Source organism: Aetokthonos hydrillicola CCALA 1050 (assembly GCF_017591665.1).
In the GTDB taxonomy this organism is placed as follows: Bacteria; Cyanobacteriota; Cyanobacteriia; order Cyanobacteriales; family Nostocaceae; genus Aetokthonos; species Aetokthonos hydrillicola.
The window spans coordinates 1-19,790 of sequence record NZ_JAAKGC010000078.1 but is presented as its reverse complement, the minus strand read 5'-3'; the positions used below and the strand labels follow the sequence as shown (position 1 = coordinate 19,790).

The 19,790-nt window shown below is 41.6% G+C and carries 12 protein-coding genes; 3 read left to right on the top strand and 9 right to left on the bottom strand.

What is annotated here, in order from left to right:
* Positions 1-221 precede the first annotated feature (221 nt).
* A complete protein-coding gene (locus tag G4P69_RS27720; RefSeq protein ID WP_208342571.1) occupies positions 222-1,436 on the bottom strand; it encodes an ATP phosphoribosyltransferase regulatory subunit in 1,215 nt (404 codons plus the stop codon).
* A complete protein-coding gene (locus G4P69_RS27715) occupies positions 1,436-2,398 on the bottom strand; it encodes a J domain-containing protein (protein WP_208342572.1) in 963 nt (320 codons plus the stop codon). The genes G4P69_RS27720 and G4P69_RS27715 overlap by 1 nt, the downstream gene beginning before the upstream one ends.
* 732 nt (positions 2,399-3,130) lie before the next feature.
* Here G4P69_RS27715 and G4P69_RS27710 point away from each other — a divergent pair.
* Together G4P69_RS27710 and G4P69_RS27705 are read left to right on the top strand one after the other, a co-directional pair.
* A complete protein-coding gene (locus tag G4P69_RS27710) occupies positions 3,131-4,114 on the top strand; it encodes an RNA polymerase sigma factor, RpoD/SigA family (RefSeq protein ID WP_208342573.1) in 984 nt (327 codons plus the stop codon).
* A 575-nt stretch (positions 4,115-4,689) separates the two neighbouring features.
* The gene (locus tag G4P69_RS27705; RefSeq protein ID WP_208342574.1) at positions 4,690-5,553 is read left to right on the top strand and encodes a hypothetical protein; all 864 of its coding nucleotides are present in this window, start codon (positions 4,690-4,692) and stop codon (positions 5,551-5,553) included.
* 125 nt (positions 5,554-5,678) lie between these two features.
* Here G4P69_RS27705 and cobO read toward each other — a convergent pair whose 3' ends face one another.
* Both cobO and G4P69_RS27695 read right to left on the bottom strand, forming a co-directional pair.
* Positions 5,679-6,350 carry a cob(I)yrinic acid a,c-diamide adenosyltransferase gene (gene cobO, locus G4P69_RS27700; protein WP_390693229.1) on the bottom strand — a complete coding sequence of 224 codons (672 nt, stop codon included), beginning with the start codon at positions 6,348-6,350 and terminating at the stop codon, positions 5,679-5,681.
* A gap of 163 nt (positions 6,351-6,513) precedes the next feature.
* On the bottom strand, positions 6,514-7,941 hold the full coding sequence (locus G4P69_RS27695) for a sensor histidine kinase (RefSeq protein ID WP_208342579.1): 1,428 nt from the start codon (positions 7,939-7,941) through the stop codon (positions 6,514-6,516).
* Between the two features lie 253 nt (positions 7,942-8,194).
* Here G4P69_RS27695 and G4P69_RS27690 point away from each other — a divergent pair, with 253 nt between their 5' ends.
* Complete coding sequence (locus G4P69_RS27690) at positions 8,195-8,794, top strand: general stress protein (RefSeq protein WP_208342580.1); 600 nt, start codon at positions 8,195-8,197, stop codon at positions 8,792-8,794.
* Between the two features lie 44 nt (positions 8,795-8,838).
* Here G4P69_RS27690 and G4P69_RS27685 read toward each other — a convergent pair whose 3' ends face one another.
* The 5 genes from G4P69_RS27685 to wecB form a co-directional block, all read right to left on the bottom strand.
* Positions 8,839-9,684 carry an alpha/beta hydrolase gene (locus tag G4P69_RS27685; protein WP_208342581.1) on the bottom strand — a complete coding sequence of 282 codons (846 nt, stop codon included), beginning with the start codon at positions 9,682-9,684 and terminating at the stop codon, positions 8,839-8,841.
* Positions 9,685-9,734: 50 nt separating this feature from the next.
* Positions 9,735-11,891, bottom strand: a complete 2,157-nt coding sequence (locus G4P69_RS27680; protein ID WP_243903079.1) for an ATP-binding protein — start codon at positions 11,889-11,891, stop codon at positions 9,735-9,737.
* Positions 11,892-12,138: 247 nt separating this feature from the next.
* Complete coding sequence (locus tag G4P69_RS27675) at positions 12,139-16,374, bottom strand: PAS domain S-box protein (RefSeq protein WP_310834274.1); 4,236 nt, start codon at positions 16,372-16,374, stop codon at positions 12,139-12,141.
* 294 nt (positions 16,375-16,668) lie between these two features.
* Complete coding sequence (gene lysS, locus G4P69_RS27670; RefSeq protein WP_208352593.1) at positions 16,669-18,288, bottom strand: lysine--tRNA ligase; 1,620 nt, start codon at positions 18,286-18,288, stop codon at positions 16,669-16,671.
* Between the two features lie 194 nt (positions 18,289-18,482).
* On the bottom strand, positions 18,483-19,595 hold the full coding sequence (gene wecB, locus G4P69_RS27665) for a non-hydrolyzing UDP-N-acetylglucosamine 2-epimerase (protein ID WP_208352591.1): 1,113 nt from the start codon (positions 19,593-19,595) through the stop codon (positions 18,483-18,485).
* Between the last annotated feature and the right edge of the window lie 195 nt (positions 19,596-19,790).

The window sequence follows — 19,790 nt, the reverse complement described above, 5'->3', positions numbered from 1 at the left end:
TAGCTTTCATGAGCCAGTTCTGAACTCCTGGTTTCCCTCCGTAGGTGACTGGCGTTAGCGCAGCGCTAGCGACGTAGGAGCGTCACCCGTACCCCTGCGGGCATGGCTGCGCGTCGCGCGTAGCGTCTCCGACAGGAGAAGGGCGTCCTCTGGGCTAAAGCCACAGGGTTTTCAGCCTACTTTCTTATAAGCTAACAATAAATAATATTAAGAGGATTTTCCTATTCCCTATCTAAGGATTCAATTATTGGGGAACCATCGGCTTTGATCCAAGCAATTTGACCAATACTACGATCGCTTGCATATTGTCGGATTGCGTTTGTGTCTCGTCCTCCCAGATCCATTTCTACCCTTACTAGATTATTAGACTGTCTCAGTTTTGCTGCGTAAGCAAAGGCTGCGGCGTTAGCATCTGGTGTTTCTGGTACAATTAACCAGTCGCTAGCTGGAGTTGTTTGGGGTAATTGCCCATTAAACAAGAGAACTTGGTATAAATCTTCGATGAATAGTGAAAAGCCTATCCCTGGAATGTTCTCTTTTTGGGGGTGATATAGCCCTAACAGTTCATCGTAGCGACCACCTCGGCCTAAAACTCGTGGTTGACCATCATTAGAATTAACAACTTCAAACACTATTCCACTGTAATAGTCTATAGTTTGAATGAGACTAAGATCAAGAATTAGCGGCAAATCGGCTCTAGATTTAATCAGTTCTACCAGAGATTTTAGTTTTGTTACCTCTTCAAGCGACTCCTCTAAACCTAAATTAGAGACTTTTTGGAATACATCACTTGGTTTTCCTCGTAAATCTAAAATTATTCTGGCACGTTCGATGAGTTCATCACTTAAAGGTAACGAGTCTATAGTGATGCGATCAAGATGAGCGATCGCGCTTGTGACTGTTTGTCGTAAATTTTCGGGAAAGGCTTTTAAGAGCGATCGAGTGATTCCCGCATCCCCTAAAATCAAATGCCAATTTTCCAACGAGAGTGCTTGTAAACAATCAGCAACTAACAAAAGCACTTCTGCATCAGCTAGAACTCCACTACTACCTAGTAATTCCACCCCAGCTTGATATAATTCATGCTGGTAATTTTGCCTAAACTCTCGTGTACGCTGGAAAACATTAGCATTGTAGTATAAACGTTGTGGATACGTAGTGCCTGCCATACGGGTTACAGCAGTACGAGCAATAGAAGCTGTTAGTTCTGGACGTAGTCCTAGTTCTTCATCTTCAAAGTTTTGTAATTGAAGCACGGCTGTGCGCTCAATTGCGCCTCCCGCCATCAGTGTATCCATACGTTCCAGGGTTGAGGTGATAATTCTGTGATATCCCCAACGCTCGAAGACTTGCTGTAACCTATCTTCGATCCAGTGTTTTTGAGCCACATCTACGGGTAGTAAATCTCTAGCTCCTGTTGCTGGTTGATAAGCCATTACTTTCTCTTCCCACCAAACAAACCACCGAACAAACCGCCACCTCCAGATTTATCTTTATCTTGTTGCTTAGCCCCAGTATTTTGGGTTACTGTTGACTTAACGCCAGTCTTATTTTGTTCTATAAGCTGTTCAATTTTACTTTTTCCCGCCAACGCTGTACGGTCATTGGGATCTAATTGTAGAGTACGCTCAAAGTGAACTTTTGCCATCGTTATTTGATTTTGCTTGAAATAAACCACTCCAATCAAGCTATGACAACGACTGTTATTTGGCTCTAGCTTCAAAGCATCTTGCAGCTCTACCCTAGCTTGAGTTAATTGATTTTTTGCCATAAACTCTTGAGCCCGACGCATATACTGAACCACAGCCGACTCTTCCTTGGGTTGTCCTGAATCCTCTGATTGTGGTGTATCTGCTGGGTTATGTGTGGAAGTTGGTTGCAGTTGAGGAATCGTTAGTGGTGCTGCAAATAATTGGTCAACACCACGCATTAAGTAAACTAAATTGAGTTCACTGATTTGGGCAATCACTGGCACTGCTTCTTCTAAAGAGTTGTATTGAGTTTCAGCAATTTTAGCGATCGCTGCTCTATAAGAATACTCTACATTAGGTACAGATACAGTCAATAATTGTTTGGCAATATCGGTAGTCAGTTCTACCGAGCCAGACTCATGCGCTAAACGTTTGCCTATATGGGACAGAATTGTAATGTATTCAGCCCGTTTTTTTTCTTGAGAGAGTTTTTCATAAGCTGGGTTAACCAGCTTCGATAACAATTCAGTTGCTAACTGTTTTTCTGTCGATCTTGAAATTCCACTAGTATCAGGGTGCAGAAGGCGGGCAATTTTCAGATAGCGTTTGCGTATCTCCTTTACATCCGCATCAAGGGGAACACACAATATCGCATGATGGTCTATAACATCATATTTAAACAGTCCACGATCTATTTTGAAAGACATACAGCGAGTTGCACCAAAGAGGCAGATATTCCTTCTAGTGTACTTTGCTTCATCTACTACTTGGTATATTTCCAAAGGAACATGAATAATTCAAGACTTTTTATACTTAAACTGGCATGGGGCATGGGGCATGGGTACTGGGGACTTAGTTTAATTCTTCCCCTGCCTCCCCCTGAATTTCGAATTTTGAATTTTGAATTCCCCGCAGGGGTGACATCCACCCAAAATTGTAACACGATCAGTTCGGTTATCTGGCTATTGGCAGAAGACTAATAGGGGGGTTTAGGAGTCACTATATATATAAGGGTGTGAAAGAAAAATTTACTGTGTTTTTACAAAAAACATATCTTACACTATAATAGAAAGATTTATCCCAAGTGCTTTACTATTTGCTTAATCTGTCCTAATATTAAAAAAGTAAAACTCATACCGACTTCATATTAAAACTGTAGCTGGCAGGGACGAGGAAAAAGAATTCTTGCAAAGAACCCAGAAATTTTTAATAAAAGGGAGACTTTGCCAGAGCGGGAAGAACCCCCGCAAGTAAGTGTTCTCCTAACAAGCTTAGGTAGGGAAAGGGAACCTATCTAAGAGCCTTATCGTCAGGACAGGTTCTGTATAATCAACTGTCTTTGGTAGTTCCTAGATTCAGCCATGTATTTGCTCCCTTTCCCAATCTGTTAAGAGTGATTAAATTTTAATTGTGTTTCCGGAGTAAAGGACAACGCACCAATGCCTACTGTTAAAACCCAAACTGAAACTACCAACACCAAATTCACGGCTGATATGGTGCGAACCTATCTGCGCGAGATTGGTCGTGTACCCCTGCTAACCCGTGAACAAGAGATTGTATACGGCAAGCAGGTGCAGCAAATGATGACATTGATAGAAGCTAAAGAAGCTTTGACCAAAAAATTGCGTCGCGAACCCTCCTTACAAGAGTGGGCTGCTCATGTTCGCCAATCTGAAACCGAGGTAAAACAAACAGTACACCAAGGTAAACGAGCTAAGCAAAAGATGATTGAAGCGAATTTACGCTTAGTCGTCGCTATTGCTAAAAAGTACCAGAAGCGGAACATGGAGTTCCTGGATCTAATCCAAGAGGGAACTTTAGGATTAGAAAGGGGTGTGGAGAAGTTTGACCCTACAAGAGGTTATAAGTTCTCAACCTATGCCTACTGGTGGATTCGTCAAGCAATTACCAGAGCAATTGCTCAGCAAGGTCGTACTATCCGCTTACCTATCCATATTACTGAGAAGCTCAACAAAATCAAAAAAGTGCAGAGGGAACTTGCCCAGCAGCTAGGGCGATCGCCTTCTCCCGGCGAGATTGCCAAGGAGCTTGAGCTAGAACCCGCACAAATTCGCGAGTATCTAAACATGGCGCGCCAGCCAGTCTCATTAGATGTGAAAGTTGGCGATAACCAAGATACTGAGTTACAGGAAATGCTTGAAGATGAAGGACCATCCCCTGAGCATTATATGACTCAAGAATTCTTGCGCCAAGACTTAAATAACTTACTCTCTGAACTGACTCCTCAACAACGAGAAGTTTTAGCACTGCGCTTTGGTTTAGAGGATGGTAACGAAATGTCTTTGGCAAAAGTGGGTGAAAGACTAAATCTCAGTCGTGAACGTGTCCGTCAGCTAGAGCATCAAGCCCTTGCACATTTACGTCGTCGCCGCTCAAATGTCAAAGAGTACGTTGCTAGCTAGTTCTAATGAAGCTAAGCTTACGCCGTTAATAGAACTAAGGTAATCAGCCTCCTGGATCCAGGGGGCGATTTTTTTATTTATTTCGCAACGATAATTTCAGAATCCTTGTCCGGAATTGAGAGACTTTCTTTTGTAATTTTCTTTAGCAATCTTATTTGATTCGTGAAAATTCTTATAATTCCTGCAAAAAAAGCAGTTTATGATATTTTATGAATCATTTCAGATCGCCACAAATTATACGAATGATGGATGATATTTTGAGTATATGTATCAGACGAATGGAAAAAAATTAAACTTTCGAGAGATAAAAAACAGAAAAGTTAGGTTTTGAAGAGAAATTGTTTCATTTGTCCTCACAACGACCTAATATGGCCAAAAAGTTAGTTTTACATCAGTAGCCTAACTAGTGGTACTCTAAGATAACTCTGAAAAATCAACCAAAATTTTATTTTTTTTCAGAGTATTTGTTAGGGAAATATAAATCAACCCTTTGACTGAGCCTTTGTCCATCAAAACTTAGGTACGGTTTAAGTAAGTAGTGGAAAATACAGATATTTTTTAACAGGAGAAATTGGGTGAACTCTAATAAAAAGTTACTTCCCCTTCGTCAGTTGAGAATTCCCCTACTTGGCTTACTTCTCATGCTTGGCGGTGTATTTGCCTATCGTGCAAAACCAGTACTAAGTACTCAGATGGAATACTTACGTACCCTCGCAGTCTCAGGTTCGGATAATCAAACCTACACTTGGTTACAGCGAAACCCTTCCTTTAACACAGAATCTATCAACAAGGAAGCACGCCTACGTAACGCTCTTAACTCGCACTCTAATCTCAAACAAGCCTATCTCCACAAACCATTTGGCTTAGAATCTAACGAGAAACAAGCTCGTCTTCGTAAACGACTTGCTTCTACTCAAAAGGCAATTGCGCGATCGCTTCCTTTCTCGAAGCCATCACTAAACTTGAGTCATCAAGAACCAGCCTACACCTGGTTACAACGAGATTCTAATCAGCCAATCACTAAATCTCAAGTAGCTACAACACGAGGAATAGTAGCACCAAAAGGAAATTTTCCCCAGAAAAACGGTGTTTACCTTTATGGTCAATCCTCACAACCTGGTCAAATGGGGCAAGGATATATTGTATTTGAGAAGCAACAACGTAACGTAGTTGGTGCATTGTACATTCCTGGCTCCGAATTTAATTGTTTTTACGGCACAGTAAATCCTTCGGGACAGCTAGCTATGACAGTCAAAGGCTTTGCTGGGGATTCAAGTTTGACTCAGGTAGCTACCAACAACACAATACCTCGTCTTGATGAGGATCAGCCAACTACCTATAGTCACTCTGTAGCACTGCAAGACTATTATCAGTTAAATTCGGTTAGTGCTAAAGACCACGAAATCCTCAACATGTGTAAAGCCAATCTACATGGTTAGAAACCCACAATCCCCTGCTCCTAATTTTTGACTTTTGACTTTTGAACGCCAGGTGCTTCAAGTCGGCAGAGCCGCCCAACGCACTGGCTCATGAGTGACTTCCCCAAAAGGGCTGCTCCCTCTTCTCAATACTCAATTCCTGGCTGTGCTTTAACACCTTGATCGCGGAAGGGATGCTTAACTAAAGTCATTTCTGTTACTAAGTCAGCACGTTGGATTAATGCAGTGGGTGCACCTCGACCAGTAAGAATAACATGACTATCTGCTGGCTTATGCTCTAATCCAGCTAAAATTTCTTCAACTCGTAAGTAACCGAGTTTCATAGCAATGTTAATTTCGTCTAACACTACCAGCTTGAAGTCTGGGTTGCGGATGTATTCTAATCCTTTTCGCCAAGCCGCGATCGCGTTTTCAATATCGCGATCGCGATCTTGTGTCTCCCATGTAAAGCCTTCACCCATAGCATGAAATTCTAGCTGGTCAGACCAAAAACTAAAAGCTTGTTTTTCAGCCGGTTCCCATGAGCCTTTAATAAATTGGATAATTGCGACTTTATACCCATGACCAAGCGATCGCAAAACCATCCCTAAAGCTGCGGTTGTTTTACCCTTGCCATTACCTGTATTAACAATTATTAACCCTTTTTCTGGCAACGCTTGAGCGACTCGCTGATCTTGTACTTCCTTGCGGCGCTGCATCTTTTTGCGATACTGCTCATCTGTAAGTTTGGATGACTCTGCAACATTTATGTCGTCAGTGGTTTCCAAAGATTCGTCTGTCTGTATTTGAGAATCCATTGCCATCTTAAAAAAACTTGCAGTATTACTGCATTACCCGCTTGTATTTACTCACTTTATTCTAAAGCCTTTCAACAAGCATTTTTTAAGTACTCACACAGAATTAATTACACACTTTCTATCCCCTGCTCCTCTGCTCCCTACTCCCTACTCCCTCTTACTCTTACTCTTTCAAGGGGAGAAAAATCGTTAATACTTCTCCATGCTGTGGACGTTCGCGTACAATCAATTTGCCACCAATTGCTTGAAACAGATGCTTAGTAGCAGCTAAGTTAAGACTAATCGTACCCGTTTCTGGTTGAAAAGTTAGTAATTGACCAATTGCCTTACGAATAGGCGGCTGACATGAAAGTGCGGTAGTAATGCTATTATTTTGCGTTTGAGGTTGAGGTTGGGGTAATAATTGAAACTTTAGTTGATCACCAGCAGGAATAATTTTTACCTCAATATGGCTACCTGGAGGCAAACTGCGAGTAAAATTCTCCATTAACCCAGTAAGAACACTATCCAACATAGTTGGATTACTTACTACTGTTGGTACGTGTTGAGGCAAAACAACATTTAAAGTTAAATTACGCCGATTTGCTGCTTGTTGCCAACGAGGAATACTCTCCTGCAATACTTGATCTAGAGACATCGCAGTAAGTTGAGCGCCGGTAGATTTCATAGAGGGAGATGTTTCTAATTCTGCCGCTTTAAACAGCAGCTCCATTCGATCAATTTGCTCAGTACACTCGTGATCAATAACTTCCAAATGCTTAATCACGTTAGCAGGCAAGTCTTTACACTTTTTCAGTAACAGACGAGTTCTGGTACGAATAGTTGTCAGAGGAGTACGAACCTCATGAGCAAACGCTAAAAGCAACTCTACATCATGACGCAGAGAGGATGAAGGATGATTTGCGGTGACTTTTGGAGAAGATGGTTCCGTGTGGGGATAATGTTGGGTTGACGTCTCCTTATCCATTACTGGTTCTGGCAATTGAGCCAGTAATAACTGACTAAATTGCATCACAATGCGGTAATCTGGTGGCACTAAAAAATACTTCTGTACCAGTTCATCTATCTGGATAAACAAATCTGGGTTACTCAGAATAACCCGTGATCCTAAGGCTTGCCATACTTGCTGGAGTATCTCAGGCTCAAAAGAAAATGAAAATGTCTTTTCACCATGATTGTCTTCCGCCAACACCAGCACTAAACTAAATTTTTTTGTAAAAACCAGGCAAAACTGCTCCCTTACCAAAGGATCTGCACTCAGCAAAGGTATGACTGAGTTATGAGGCGTAATTTCATCCCCACAACTTACAGACGGCATGAGTGCCAAAGGGTTAAATGGCTGGGAAGTAAAAGTTACAGTCTGCAAGCTTTGAGAAAGCCTACAATCGCTGAAGACGGGGACGGGTGAAGCTAAGACTAACCCTTGTTTGGCATCAGGTGAAGCCGCTAATAAAGAATTTAATAGCAGCTGTTCTGTGGCTGCTACACTCATATGCCATTGCCATTCTGCTTTTGCACATGAACTTTCGACTATGGTCGATGGATTATCGGCTAAAATTTCCCTCAGACTAGACAAGATTGATTTGTACACAGGCATTTCACCCCTTGTTTGAAGAGCAACGAACAGCGATTTGGGCAAGCCCTTCACTACTTATTATGAGGTTATAGCCATTTGTGTGCTAGTGAAAGCCGTAGAACCGAACAATAGAGCAGCAATTTCCCCTGCCTTGGCATCAACCCATCTGTTGACAGACTAACATTCTAAACTTAGGGACGATGGGAAGTAAATGAAAATAAGGCAAAACAATAGTAACGCATAATTAGTATTTGATAAAGGAATAAAAATGACTTTTAGTAAACCTTCAAACGAACACAAGCGCGCTTTTGGTGTTTTTTCGAGTCGCACAGAAGCTGAAAATGCACTCACTAAACTTAGAGATGCTGGTTTTAATATGAGTCAGGTTTCTGTGGTAGCCAAAGATGCTGAACGTGAAGGTGATATTGCTGGGGTTGAAATGCAGGAGCATCTTAGCGAAAAAGCTGCTGGTGCGGCAATTAAGGGTGCGGCAATGGGAGGTATTACTGGTTTAATTGTCGGGTTAGGGACTTTGACGATTCCTGGATTAGCTCCAATATTGTTGGTGGGTGAAGTTGCTACAACTGTAGCGACTGCGGTTGCTGGTGCAGGTATTGGCAGTTTATTAGGTGCATTGACAAGTTTAGGAATTCCCGAAGAACGAGCTACAGTCTATAATCAGCGAGTTTCCACGGGTGATTATCTAGTAATAGTAGATGGCTCAGAGCAAGAACTCCGTCATGCTGAAGACACTTTAAGAAGTTCTGGGATTCAGGAGTTTGATATTTATAATCCCTTTGGCGTTAGTCATTCTCAAAGTAACAGCCAATCCCCCGTCACCGTCGTTGATCATCGGGACGGTATTTGATTGTTTGGTTACTACCAGGTTGTATATAGCCGTTCTCATTTGTGTTAGTTATGGGGAAGCGATAACTGCAGATTTGTATTGACAAGGTTAGTAAACTCAAGCAAAGTTTGATGGTACTTTTGTTGCGATACTGAAAATAAATCGTTATGATTTGCTTGTTCAACCCACAAATGAAGTTTTGGGGATATTGCAGAACTAAACAATTTTTCTCCATGAATAAAAGGAATAATACTATCTGCTTTTCCATGAATCACCAATATTGGACATTTGATTTTTTTTATACTTGCGAGATTGGGAAATTTATCAAAAGGTAAAATCCGAAAAGGTATTATCACTTCAAAAGCCGAAGTAAATGAACTCTCAATAATTAACCCACCTACGGGTTTGCGCATCGCTAAATTTACCGCAGAACCACCACCAACTGAACGCCCCAAGACTATAATTTTTTGGGAGGGGATTTTTAAATTTTGAGTCAAATAATTGTAAGCCGTATCAATATCTTCATATGCTCCCTTTTCTGTCGGTGTACCTTCACTGGTACCGTAACCACGATAATCGTAAGCAAAGACACTAAAACCCCATGCATGTAATTCTTCTAATATGTGACTTATGTTTCCTAAATCTTCGGAATTTCCATGAGAATAAAGAATAGTATACTTAGCTTGATTGTTGGATAAGTATGTGGCTGATATTTTGGTATGCCCTCCACTTGTTAGCTGAAAAATTCTTGTATTATCCTGATAGCTAGAAGGTGGGGGCAAAAAAATCATGCTATCTGCCCGGAAATACACAAATCCAGCAAAAAAGATATAGATAAAGATTATAGATTTAACCAACCGCAGCCAAGTAAAATCACCAATTAGCAGTTTTAGTAGTTGCTGTTTATTCATGATAGCCCCTACAGTATTTGTTGTTTTGTTTTACAGAATTGGTACAACACTTATGTATTGCCAGAATGACACGCTGGAATTTCAATAACAAATTCTGTGCCTTGCCCAACTTCGCTAAAGCAGTATAATTGACCGTTGTGTTTTTCTACAATAATCTGATAACTAATAGATAAACCCAAACCTGTACCAACACCAATTGGTTTAGTGGTAAAAAATGGGTCAAATAAGCGTTTTTTTACGTCCAGAGGTATTCCTGGTCCATTATCAGCAATACGAATCGCAATTTTATCAGTTTCTAAAACTTCAGTGGAAATCTGAATTAAGGGATGAGCAATTTTTTCATTATCTTTGATTTTGTGCAGATCATTAGAGGAAAAACAGTCTTCTAAAGCATCAATAGCATTAGCAAGTAAATTCATAAACACTTGGTTAAGCTGTCCCGCATAGCACTCGACTAGTGGTAAATTGCCATAGTTTTTAATAACTTCTATTTGGGGATTATCCTGTTTGGTTTTAAGGCGATGTTGCAGAATCATGAGTGTACTGTCGATTCCCTCATGAATATCTACTGCTTTCATCTCAGCTTCGTCGTGGCGAGAGAAGCTGCGCAATGAGCGAACAATTAAGCGAATACGATCAGCCCCTACTTTCATAGAAGACAGTAGTTTTGGTAAATCTGAAACTAAGAAATCTAGATCTATGGCGTCAACTTCTTCTCTAATTTCCTCTGTGGGTTGAGGATATGCTTGCTGATAAAGTTTAAGTAAGTTTAAAATATCCTCGGTGTAACCTCTAGCATGAGCTAAGTTGCCATAAATAAAGTTTACAGGGTTGTTAATTTCATGAGCTACACCAGCAACTAGCTGTCCTAAACTGGACATTTTTTCACTTTGTACTAACTGGCTTTGCGTTGTTTTGAGTTCTTCTAATGCTTGTTCAAGTTGCTGGGCTTGTTTTTTGGCTGCGATCGCGGTTTGGTGAGTTTGAGCATAAAGTTCCGCTTGGTTAATGGCGATCGCAAGCTGATCAACCACTGCTTGCAGCAATTCTACTTCACTATCAGTCCACGGACGAGGGTTACTACAGTGACCACAAACGATCACACCAATCTCACCAGAAAGAGTTTTAATCGGCAGTGCAATTTCCGATTGGTATCCTATATATTCTAACAACTGTCGATGAATTGGCTCATTAAAAGTTGCTACATTATCTACACGAACTATTTCTTGCCTCAAAAGATTTTCAGTCACTGGTCCAACTACACTAGCAGGATAGCAACCAAGTACGCTACGGCAATTGGGATTTTTTGCTTCCTTAATTGCTTCCCAGGTAGGTGATTCCATATCTGGTTTATACCAACAGAAGCTACAGCAATCAATTTGCAATAACTGCTGAATTTCCTTGATTGCTGTTTCCACAACTGTATCCAAATCAAGGGAGTTACGAATTTGACTAGCTAGCCTATTAAGTAACTGTTCCCGCAGTGCTAATTCTCTATATTGGGCTTCTGATTGCTTACGAGCAGTTATATCCAACATGACACCATCCCAGACAAGATCGCCGTTAAATTGCTTTTCTGGTCGGGATTGAGCTTGTACCCACTTCAGTCTACCTGAAGGGGTGATGATACGATACTGGTAGTTGTGCGGTTCTAAAGTCTTATTTGACACCAATATTGACTCCTTAAACTCCGAGAGATCCTCTGGATGAAAGAGTTTAAAAAGGGAGTTGATATTTTGCTGAATCTCCTCTGGTTCTAATTCAAACAATTCATGACAACCAGCACTGACATAAGAAAAAGATTGACTGCCATTAGGATGCACTACAAATTGGTAAATCATTCCTGGCACATTAGCAGCAAGCTTTTGAAACCGTGCCTCACTTGCTCTTAATGCCTCTTCGGTACGCTTGCGTTCTGTAATCACCTCACAGAAAAAGACAGTACCGCCAATCTCCCCATTATAATCGTACCAAGGGCGGCTCTCCCATTTCACCCACTCTACAGAACCATTAATTTGGACAAAACTATCAGCCTCACCACTTTCTGTTGAACCAGCCAAACAACGGTGATGAATAGCCTTCCATTTCTCTGCCGATTCAGGAAATATCTCGTAATGACAGCAACCAATCAAGTTTTCCTGCTGTAAATTGTAGTCACATAACCACCTGCGACTGGCTGCTAAGTAGCGCATTTCGCGATCAAACATGGCAACCGCGCTGGGTGTATGCTCTAAGAACAGCCTAAATTCTAGATTATTTTGCAAGTACATAAGGGAGCAGGAAAAGGCTTGAGGCAAGCTTAAATAGCACGTGTTCAAAGTATTGGTATCTAGCAATGCCTGTAATTTAACTACCCTTTCGTAACTTCTGCTTCCGAGTTTTCTCTTAATTTTCGTCGGGCTTTATGAAAGTCACTAATATACTGATATTTGTTCTTCGCTTTGTAGCAAGGCTTTACGGGGAATCTAAGACACCTTTCATGGTGTCCAATAATTCCTTAATTGTGTAGGGCTTGGGTAAAAATGCTCGCACAGAAATACTACTAACCTTTAAAAGGTCACGATTAGAGGTGAGTCCACTCATGGCAATAATTTTGACTTTTGGATTGATTTGTTGTAGAACACGAATAGCTTTGAATCCATCTATCGAAGGCATTTGTATATCCATTAACACCAGGCTGATTTCATTTGTGTGTTGAACATAGAGTGAGAAAGCGTCAATACTATCCTTGGCAATCAGAACTTTATAATTGCACTCTTCTAAAGAGGCCTTGACAAGATCTCTCACAAATGCTTCATCATCCACAACCAGAATTAATTCCCCGTTTCCTGAGGACATTTGTAATTCATTAGATTCTGGTGATACTGATGTCTCAATAGCGCTTAAGAACACCTGAAATTGGCTACCTTTTCCTACCTCGCTAGACACGTTGACAAAACCACCGTGGTTTTTGATGATACCAATAATAGTTGAAAGTCCTAATCCTGTGCCTTTACCTGGTTCTTTGGTCGTGAAAAAGGGTTCAAAAATTCGCTCCTGAACCTCTTGTGACATACCGCATCCTGTATCCGACACGGTAACCACCACATAGTCACCTTCTTTAGCCTCTAGATTCATCCTGGCATAATTTTCATCAGCGTGGAAATTATGCGCAGAAATACTCAGGGTTCCCCCATCAGGCATAGCATCACGAGCATTAACACACAAGTTCATCAACACCTGATGGATTTGGGTGGGATCTGCCAAGACAGTCCAAAGATTTGGCGTTGCTATCTTAGTAGAGATTTCAATTGATTTGGGAAATGTGCTTTTGATTACCTGCTCAAATTCCTTAAGTAGAGATTTTAGTTGTAGGGGAATCCGCTTTCCTTGCTCACCCCGCGCAAACGACAGAATTTGCCTGACCAGTTGAGCACCGCGTTTAGAATTATCTTCTAAGATTTTCAGTAGTTGCCGATTTTGCTCATTGAGATCAGGAAGTTTCAGTGGTAGTAGTTGAGCAACTGCTAGAATAGGTGTCAATATGTTATTCAAATCGTGAGCAATTCCGCTTGCCAGGGTTCCCAAACTCTCTAACCGTTGTGCCCGGTAAAACTGAGCTTCAAGTTGTTTTTTCTCAGTAATGTTAGTATCAACGGCGAAGAAAGATTTTGGCCGTCCCATAGCATCACGCATTAGCGTCCAGTGGCTAGAGACGATTATTTCTTGACCAAATTTTGTGATTTTATTGAGTTCACCCTGCCATTCCCCTTGCTCAATAACAGTTGTGAGGGCTTCTTGTACAGATGGTGATATTTCTTTATATAAAAGTTGGCGACAGTCTTTACGAAGCACTTCTGCTCCTTGCCAACCATACATACGCTCAGCACCGGGGTTCCAGTATAATATGTGATATCCTAAATCGCAAACAAAAATCGCTTCTGTAGCAACATCAAGCAAAGCAGCCTGTTCTTGGATTTTCTCTTGTGCAAGTTTGCTCTCAGTAATATTGCGGCTGACGGTTGCCAGCCCAATTAACCCATCGTTTTTGTCTTTGATACAAAAAACACTGTAAAGCATCCATAATGCTTGCCCCGTCTTGAAATGACGGAAACGAATTTCCACTTCCGCCCGTCCCTCTCGGAAAACACGGGAGAAAAATTCATTGATGATAAAGTCTTGATCTTCAGGAAAGAAACATTCTCTGACTGATACTTTTCTATACTGGCTCTCATCGAGTCCGATGAGTTGCATACCTGCTGGGTTGAGATAGAACGGCTGAAAATTCATATCACACATACCGATAAATTCGGTACTGTTATCAGCCAGAGACACAAATCTGCGGATTTCAAGGTCGGCTTGTCGCTGTTCTATCAAGTCAGCAGCTTGACGTGCTAGCAAATCCAGAAAACGCAGTTCGCGATCGCTTAGTCTGTGGTGGTTGCGCCAGTGAGTTGAAACCATACCGATCAGTTTGCCCGAGCGAGAGATCAGCGGTGTTGACTGGGCACAAAAGTACCCGGTTTTGACAAATATTCGCAGATAGCCCTTTGGATCCTCGCTTTCTGGGACGTCGAAATGAATGAATGATCGCTCACCCGTTGCCAGGGCAATGCCACAGGATATGTTGAAACTAGTGTCAACCCGAGCGAAATGTTCGATCATAGTGCAGTCTAAGTTCTGTGATGCAAGTATCACGAGTTCTTGTGTGACTTCATCCAGAATCTGGAAACAACCAGCATCCGCCTTCATTAGCACGATGGCAGCCGTTACAATCTCGTCGTAAAGTACCTGAATGTTGTCTTCGGAGATCAGCCGTGTACTGAGATCGCGCAACAGTTGCGTATCTTTCAAGTCTTGAGCCACTGCAGCTTCAGCGCGGGCACGTTCAAGACGAGGGAAAGTTCGATTTGTGACTTCGCCAATTAACTCGATTTCGCTTTCGCTCCAATCACGAGCGACGGAATCATGAACCGTGAACAGATATTTCCATTCACCGTCGCGATGAAAAGGAACGGTTACATAAGCATAAATCTGTAAAGCAGCGTAGCGATCCTTGTTGGTGCGTGGATCGGTTTGAGTGTTGCGGATGATTACAGTTTCCCCAGAACGTGCTGCTCGCTGAAATTCATCATTAATAAAGTCGGAGAGCCGATGAACGCCCATTAAGTCTAGTGTACCTGCCGTATGCCAAGTGTATTCAACAATAGCCTGATCTTCCACCTCATTGATCTCAGCTAAAAAGCACCCGGAAATGCCAAGATAAGTACCAACTTTTGCGCCAACCGTGTGCATAATATCCTCGGCAGACGACAGACGCGATAAATCTTCAGCAATTTCGGCTAAGAAGGCAGCGTTCGCTTCGCGGCATTTACGCTCAGTGATATCAAACAGCATACCGATCATCCGCACTGCTTTACCCGACTCATCGTACAGTCCTCGACCCCTAGCCATTAACCAGTGATGGCTACCATCGGGATAAATCACCCGGTATTCAAGTTTAAAGTCTTTTTGGTGATCAAGAGCATGGTTAAGTGCCTGCTCAACTTGGTCAATATCTTCAGGATGGACGCGATCGCGCCATGTTTGATAGCCAGATTCAACAGAGTTCGGTATTAAACCCAGCAAATAATAAAGGTTGTCGTTCCAGATTATTTCACCTGTAGTGATATTCCAGTCCCAAAAACCAGTGTGGGTCAAATCTAGAACAAGCCTGCGCTGTTCTTCACTCCTGCGTAGCTTTTGTTCTGCCTGTTTGCGCTCGCTAATGTCTTGTCCGATGCCAATAATAGTACCATCTGTTAAGCGGATATTAGCCCAAGTAGTATCGATGATTCGACCGTCTCGCGTGCGAGTCTTAAACTCGCCCCATTGTCGCTCTCCCGCCGCGATAAAGTCTAAGACGTAGCGGCGATATTGCGGATTAGGATAGAATTCTGGTACCATGTCACGCCCTTGGATCTCCTGAACGCGCCAGCCGAGAACCGTTTCCCATTCACGATTTGCCCATTGAATACGCCCATTGGAGTTGAGCAGCACCACCATTACCGGGACATGATCGAAAATAGTCTGGAGGAGTTCATTTTTTTGTTGCAGAGCGTGACGGCTTATAGCCAGTACTTCATTTTGCTGGCGCAGTTCCTCTTGAGTAACCTGTAGTTCTTCTAGGGTTCTTCGTAATTCCTGGTTGGTTTTTTGGAGTTCACTGGTTCGGTGTTGCACTCGTTTTTCTAACTCTGAGTTAGCTTCTTGCAGTGCTGCTTGAGTTTGTTTGAGAACCCTAATATTTTGAATTCTCTTATCTAACTGCCGAGTCCGGTGAGTTTTTTCTAATAAATTTTCAACAGACTTTATGAAGTTTAATTTTGTTGTACTTTTTTTTACTAGGTAATCAGCAGCACCACTTTTCATTGCTTGTACTGCTATCCGTTCATTTCCCCGATTTGTTAGTATGATCACCGGAGGTTTTGTTTGAGAAAACTCTCTTTTCAAACTATTGAGAAACTTTAGCGCATCAATATCTGGCAGCAGATAATCCGTTACAATGACATCTGGAAGTTCCTGCTGACATAATAAGAGTGCTTGTTCCCCAGTATCTGCCTCTAAAATCCTGTAGTTTTGTTGTTGATTGTCTAAAAGGTAGCTTCGATATATTTCTCGGTCTTTCAGGCAGTCATCAACAAGCAAGATTTTAACTGTAATTAAAGTCACTTCGTCTCCACTGTTTTTACCAGGAAAATTCGGGAGATAAACTAGCCGATCTCCGATAAACTAGCAGCTACTAAAATTTGTTTCGCTATAGATCGCATGTTTTTACAGCCTTCTATTAAAATAACGGAAAAAATATGCGTTGGGTTTAGATAGTTTGATATGTTTCACAAAAGTTTATTTTGTGTGTTTTCTTGTTTATTTTAAATAAGTGCGATTACGCAAAGCGCAGCGCGGGAAGCGATTGCTCAGTGCTGAGCGCAGCGCCGAGCAATCGCGAAACTTAGCTTCGTACTTCTAGGATTCTGCCTTTACCGAAGCCAAATCAAATTTAGATATGTTGAGTTCAATTACATTTTGTAACCTAGAAAGAACAAAGGTTTTATCCAAGTAGGAAAGTAAAGCACCTGCTTTTGGTCCACGTTCCTTACCCACAAAAGATAAGTACACAGCTTTAAAAGCATTAGCCTGTGGAATTTCTAACTCTTTTGAAGTACTAAAAAGAGTCGTCTGAAGTTCTTCACTGTTCCAGTTTGTAACTTTGTCCAAATTTTGTGCTAACTTTTCAAGGTACAAAACCTGTTGTTCAGTTAATTCTTTAGCTTTAGCTGGCGTCTGGTCAAGATAAATAACTAACTTTTCTTCCTCATCTGCATAATCTTGTAGCCATTTTTTAGCAGAAGCTATCCTTTGATTTATAATTTCCCAATCGAACTCAGTTAGAGGCTTAGCACTCCGCTTCTCTATTTCCTCTTTAATATCGAGGTGTGGAATTTGCAATAGGGAAATCAAGGTACTAAAATCAAAAGGATTATAAGTTTTGATCTCATCTCCTAGCTGCGCGTAGAATAGAGGCATAAAATCCTCACTCAATTCTGAATTTCCAGATTTAGCTTCTACGTTAGCTTCATACTTTTCAATCAAAGTATCGTAGTCTCGGAAAAGACGAGTGATGGTTTCGTAATTTGGGGCAAAGTTGATAACTGAACGGGGTTGAGTCCGTAGCATCAAAAAGCGTAATAACTCAGGGGGTAGTAGCTCAGCAATTTCTTTTGCACTGGAACCAACACCCTTAGAAGAACTCATTTTAGTTCCATTTACGAGGATGAACTCATAAGGAGAATGAAATGGCGGTTGTTTTTTTAACACTTTACGACAAATAGCATTTGCCACATCTCTTGAACCACCTTTTTGTGAATGATCCTTACCCGCCATCTCGATGGTTACACCCAACAAATCCCATTTAGCAACCCATTCTACCTTCCAAGGCAGCTTACCATTGCCATCAAAGGGTGAAACCCAACCAGAATGACCACAACCTTGTACCCAGTTAGTTGCATCCGGCTTGCAAGTATAAAAGACTTGTGAGCCATTATAGTCTGTCACAGAGGTAGTCGCTATTTTGCCACAATTTTCGCAGATCACTTGAAACGGATACCAGTTACTTGGGCGATCTGCTTTGCTCACCTCTTTATAAGCTTCTCGAACCAGGTGAGCATTTTTGAGGAAAATATCAATATAGTGGTTAAGCTGCCCAGAGCGATAGAGATCGCGCAAATAGTAAACTTCTGGTTTTACCCCCAAATATTGAAAGACTTCTAGAAATTCGCCTATGAAATATTTGGCATAATCACTAGCTGTATCGTCTGGGGAAGGCACATTACACAATGGAAAGCCAAGATAAGGAGCAAATTTTTCTTGGTTTAGGTACTTAGGAACGGTATCGAGCGCGTCGTAGTCGTCAACACCATACGAAAACTTTACGGGCTTACCTGCGTGTTTCAAGGCACGGTAAATAACGTCATGTATAATGACACCACGCAGTGATCCTACGTGTACTCTTCCAGAGGGAGTCTTTGAATCATTAACTATTTCGTGCCCTTTTGCATCAGCAGCGATTTTATCAGCCCAAAACATTGTTTAACATCATCTTTAACAGTTCCCTTATTTTAACTCGACCCTCGATGGCGTAGAAGCATCGCTCAATTTTTTAAGCCAAAGATACTACTACAGCGCGGCGTAAATAAAGCAACCATTTCAAACAGGCAAAAGCCTTGATATATAATACTTTTGACTTTTGACTTTTGACTTTTGACTTTCGCGCAGCGGTGCTATCCATTAGTGAGAAAATAATTTTGCACAATTTGCAAGATTCGTTCTGCTGCATGACCATTCCCAAAGGGATTGATAGCATTTGCCATTGCTTCATAAGCGCTGGGATCACTTAATAATTGAGCAGTAGTTGCAACTATTTGTTCTGGTGTTGTTCCTACAAGTTTGGCTGTACCCGCAGCTACAGCTTCTGGTCTTTCAGTAGTTTCTCGCAGAACTAGCACGGGTTTTCCTAGACTAGGTGCTTCTTCTTGCAAGCCTCCAGAGTCAGTGAGTAGGAGATGCGATCGCATAATCGCACCTACCAATTCCCCATAATCTAAAGGTTCTGTTAAGAAAATCCGAGAATGATTACCCAAAAGTTTTTGCAAAGGTTCCCGCACAGTAGGATTGCGGTGCAATGGTAACAATAATGCTGTATCAGGAAACTTATCAAGTATCTGTAAAAAGCCCTCAGCAATCCCTTGTAGTGGCTGTCCCCAATTTTCACGGCGATGAACTGTCGCAAGCATTACACGGTATTTTTCCCACTCTAATCCCGGTATACGACAGCTAGGAACGCTTGCTGCCACACTTAGGAGTGCGTCAATCACCGTGTTACCTGTAAGATGGATCTCACCTAAAACTCCAGAACGTTGTAAGTTTTCTACAGCTAAGGGAGTTGGTGCAAAGTGCAGTTGTGTGAGTTGAGAAATCAATCGGCGATTAGCTTCTTCTGGATAAGGATTGAATAAATCATTAGTTCTTAAGCCCGCTTCTACATGCCCAACAGGAATTTTGTGATAAAACGCTGCTAATGTTGCAGCAAAAGCTGTTGTTGTATCTCCCTGGACTAGCACTAAATCTGGCTTGCTCTCTTCAAATAATTCTTCCAAACCTTGTAAGCTACGGCAAGTAATATCACTTAAAGATTGCTTTGGCTGCATAATTTTCAAGTCTGAGTTTGCCTGCAAGTTAAATAACTGCATCACTTGCTCAACCATCTCACGATGTTGTCCTGTTAAGATAACTTGCAACTGAAAATCTTGCGAGTCTTGAAACTTCTGAATCACCGGAGCTAGCTTAATCGCTTCGGGTCTAGTGCCTAATATAATGTAAATCAGTTTCGTCATTTAGATTTTAGTGCGAGCCGGAAAGCTCGCTTGTCATAGTACGTGAGCAAGATGCTCACACTACCAGATTATAAGAAAAATGCAGAAAACCCTTGAGGAACAGGTGCATAGCACCGTATTCCGTACTTCAGGCAAGGGATGAATGCTAGCTGAACCCTTTAGGGTTCCGTCATGGTTGATTTTTTTGGCTCTGGA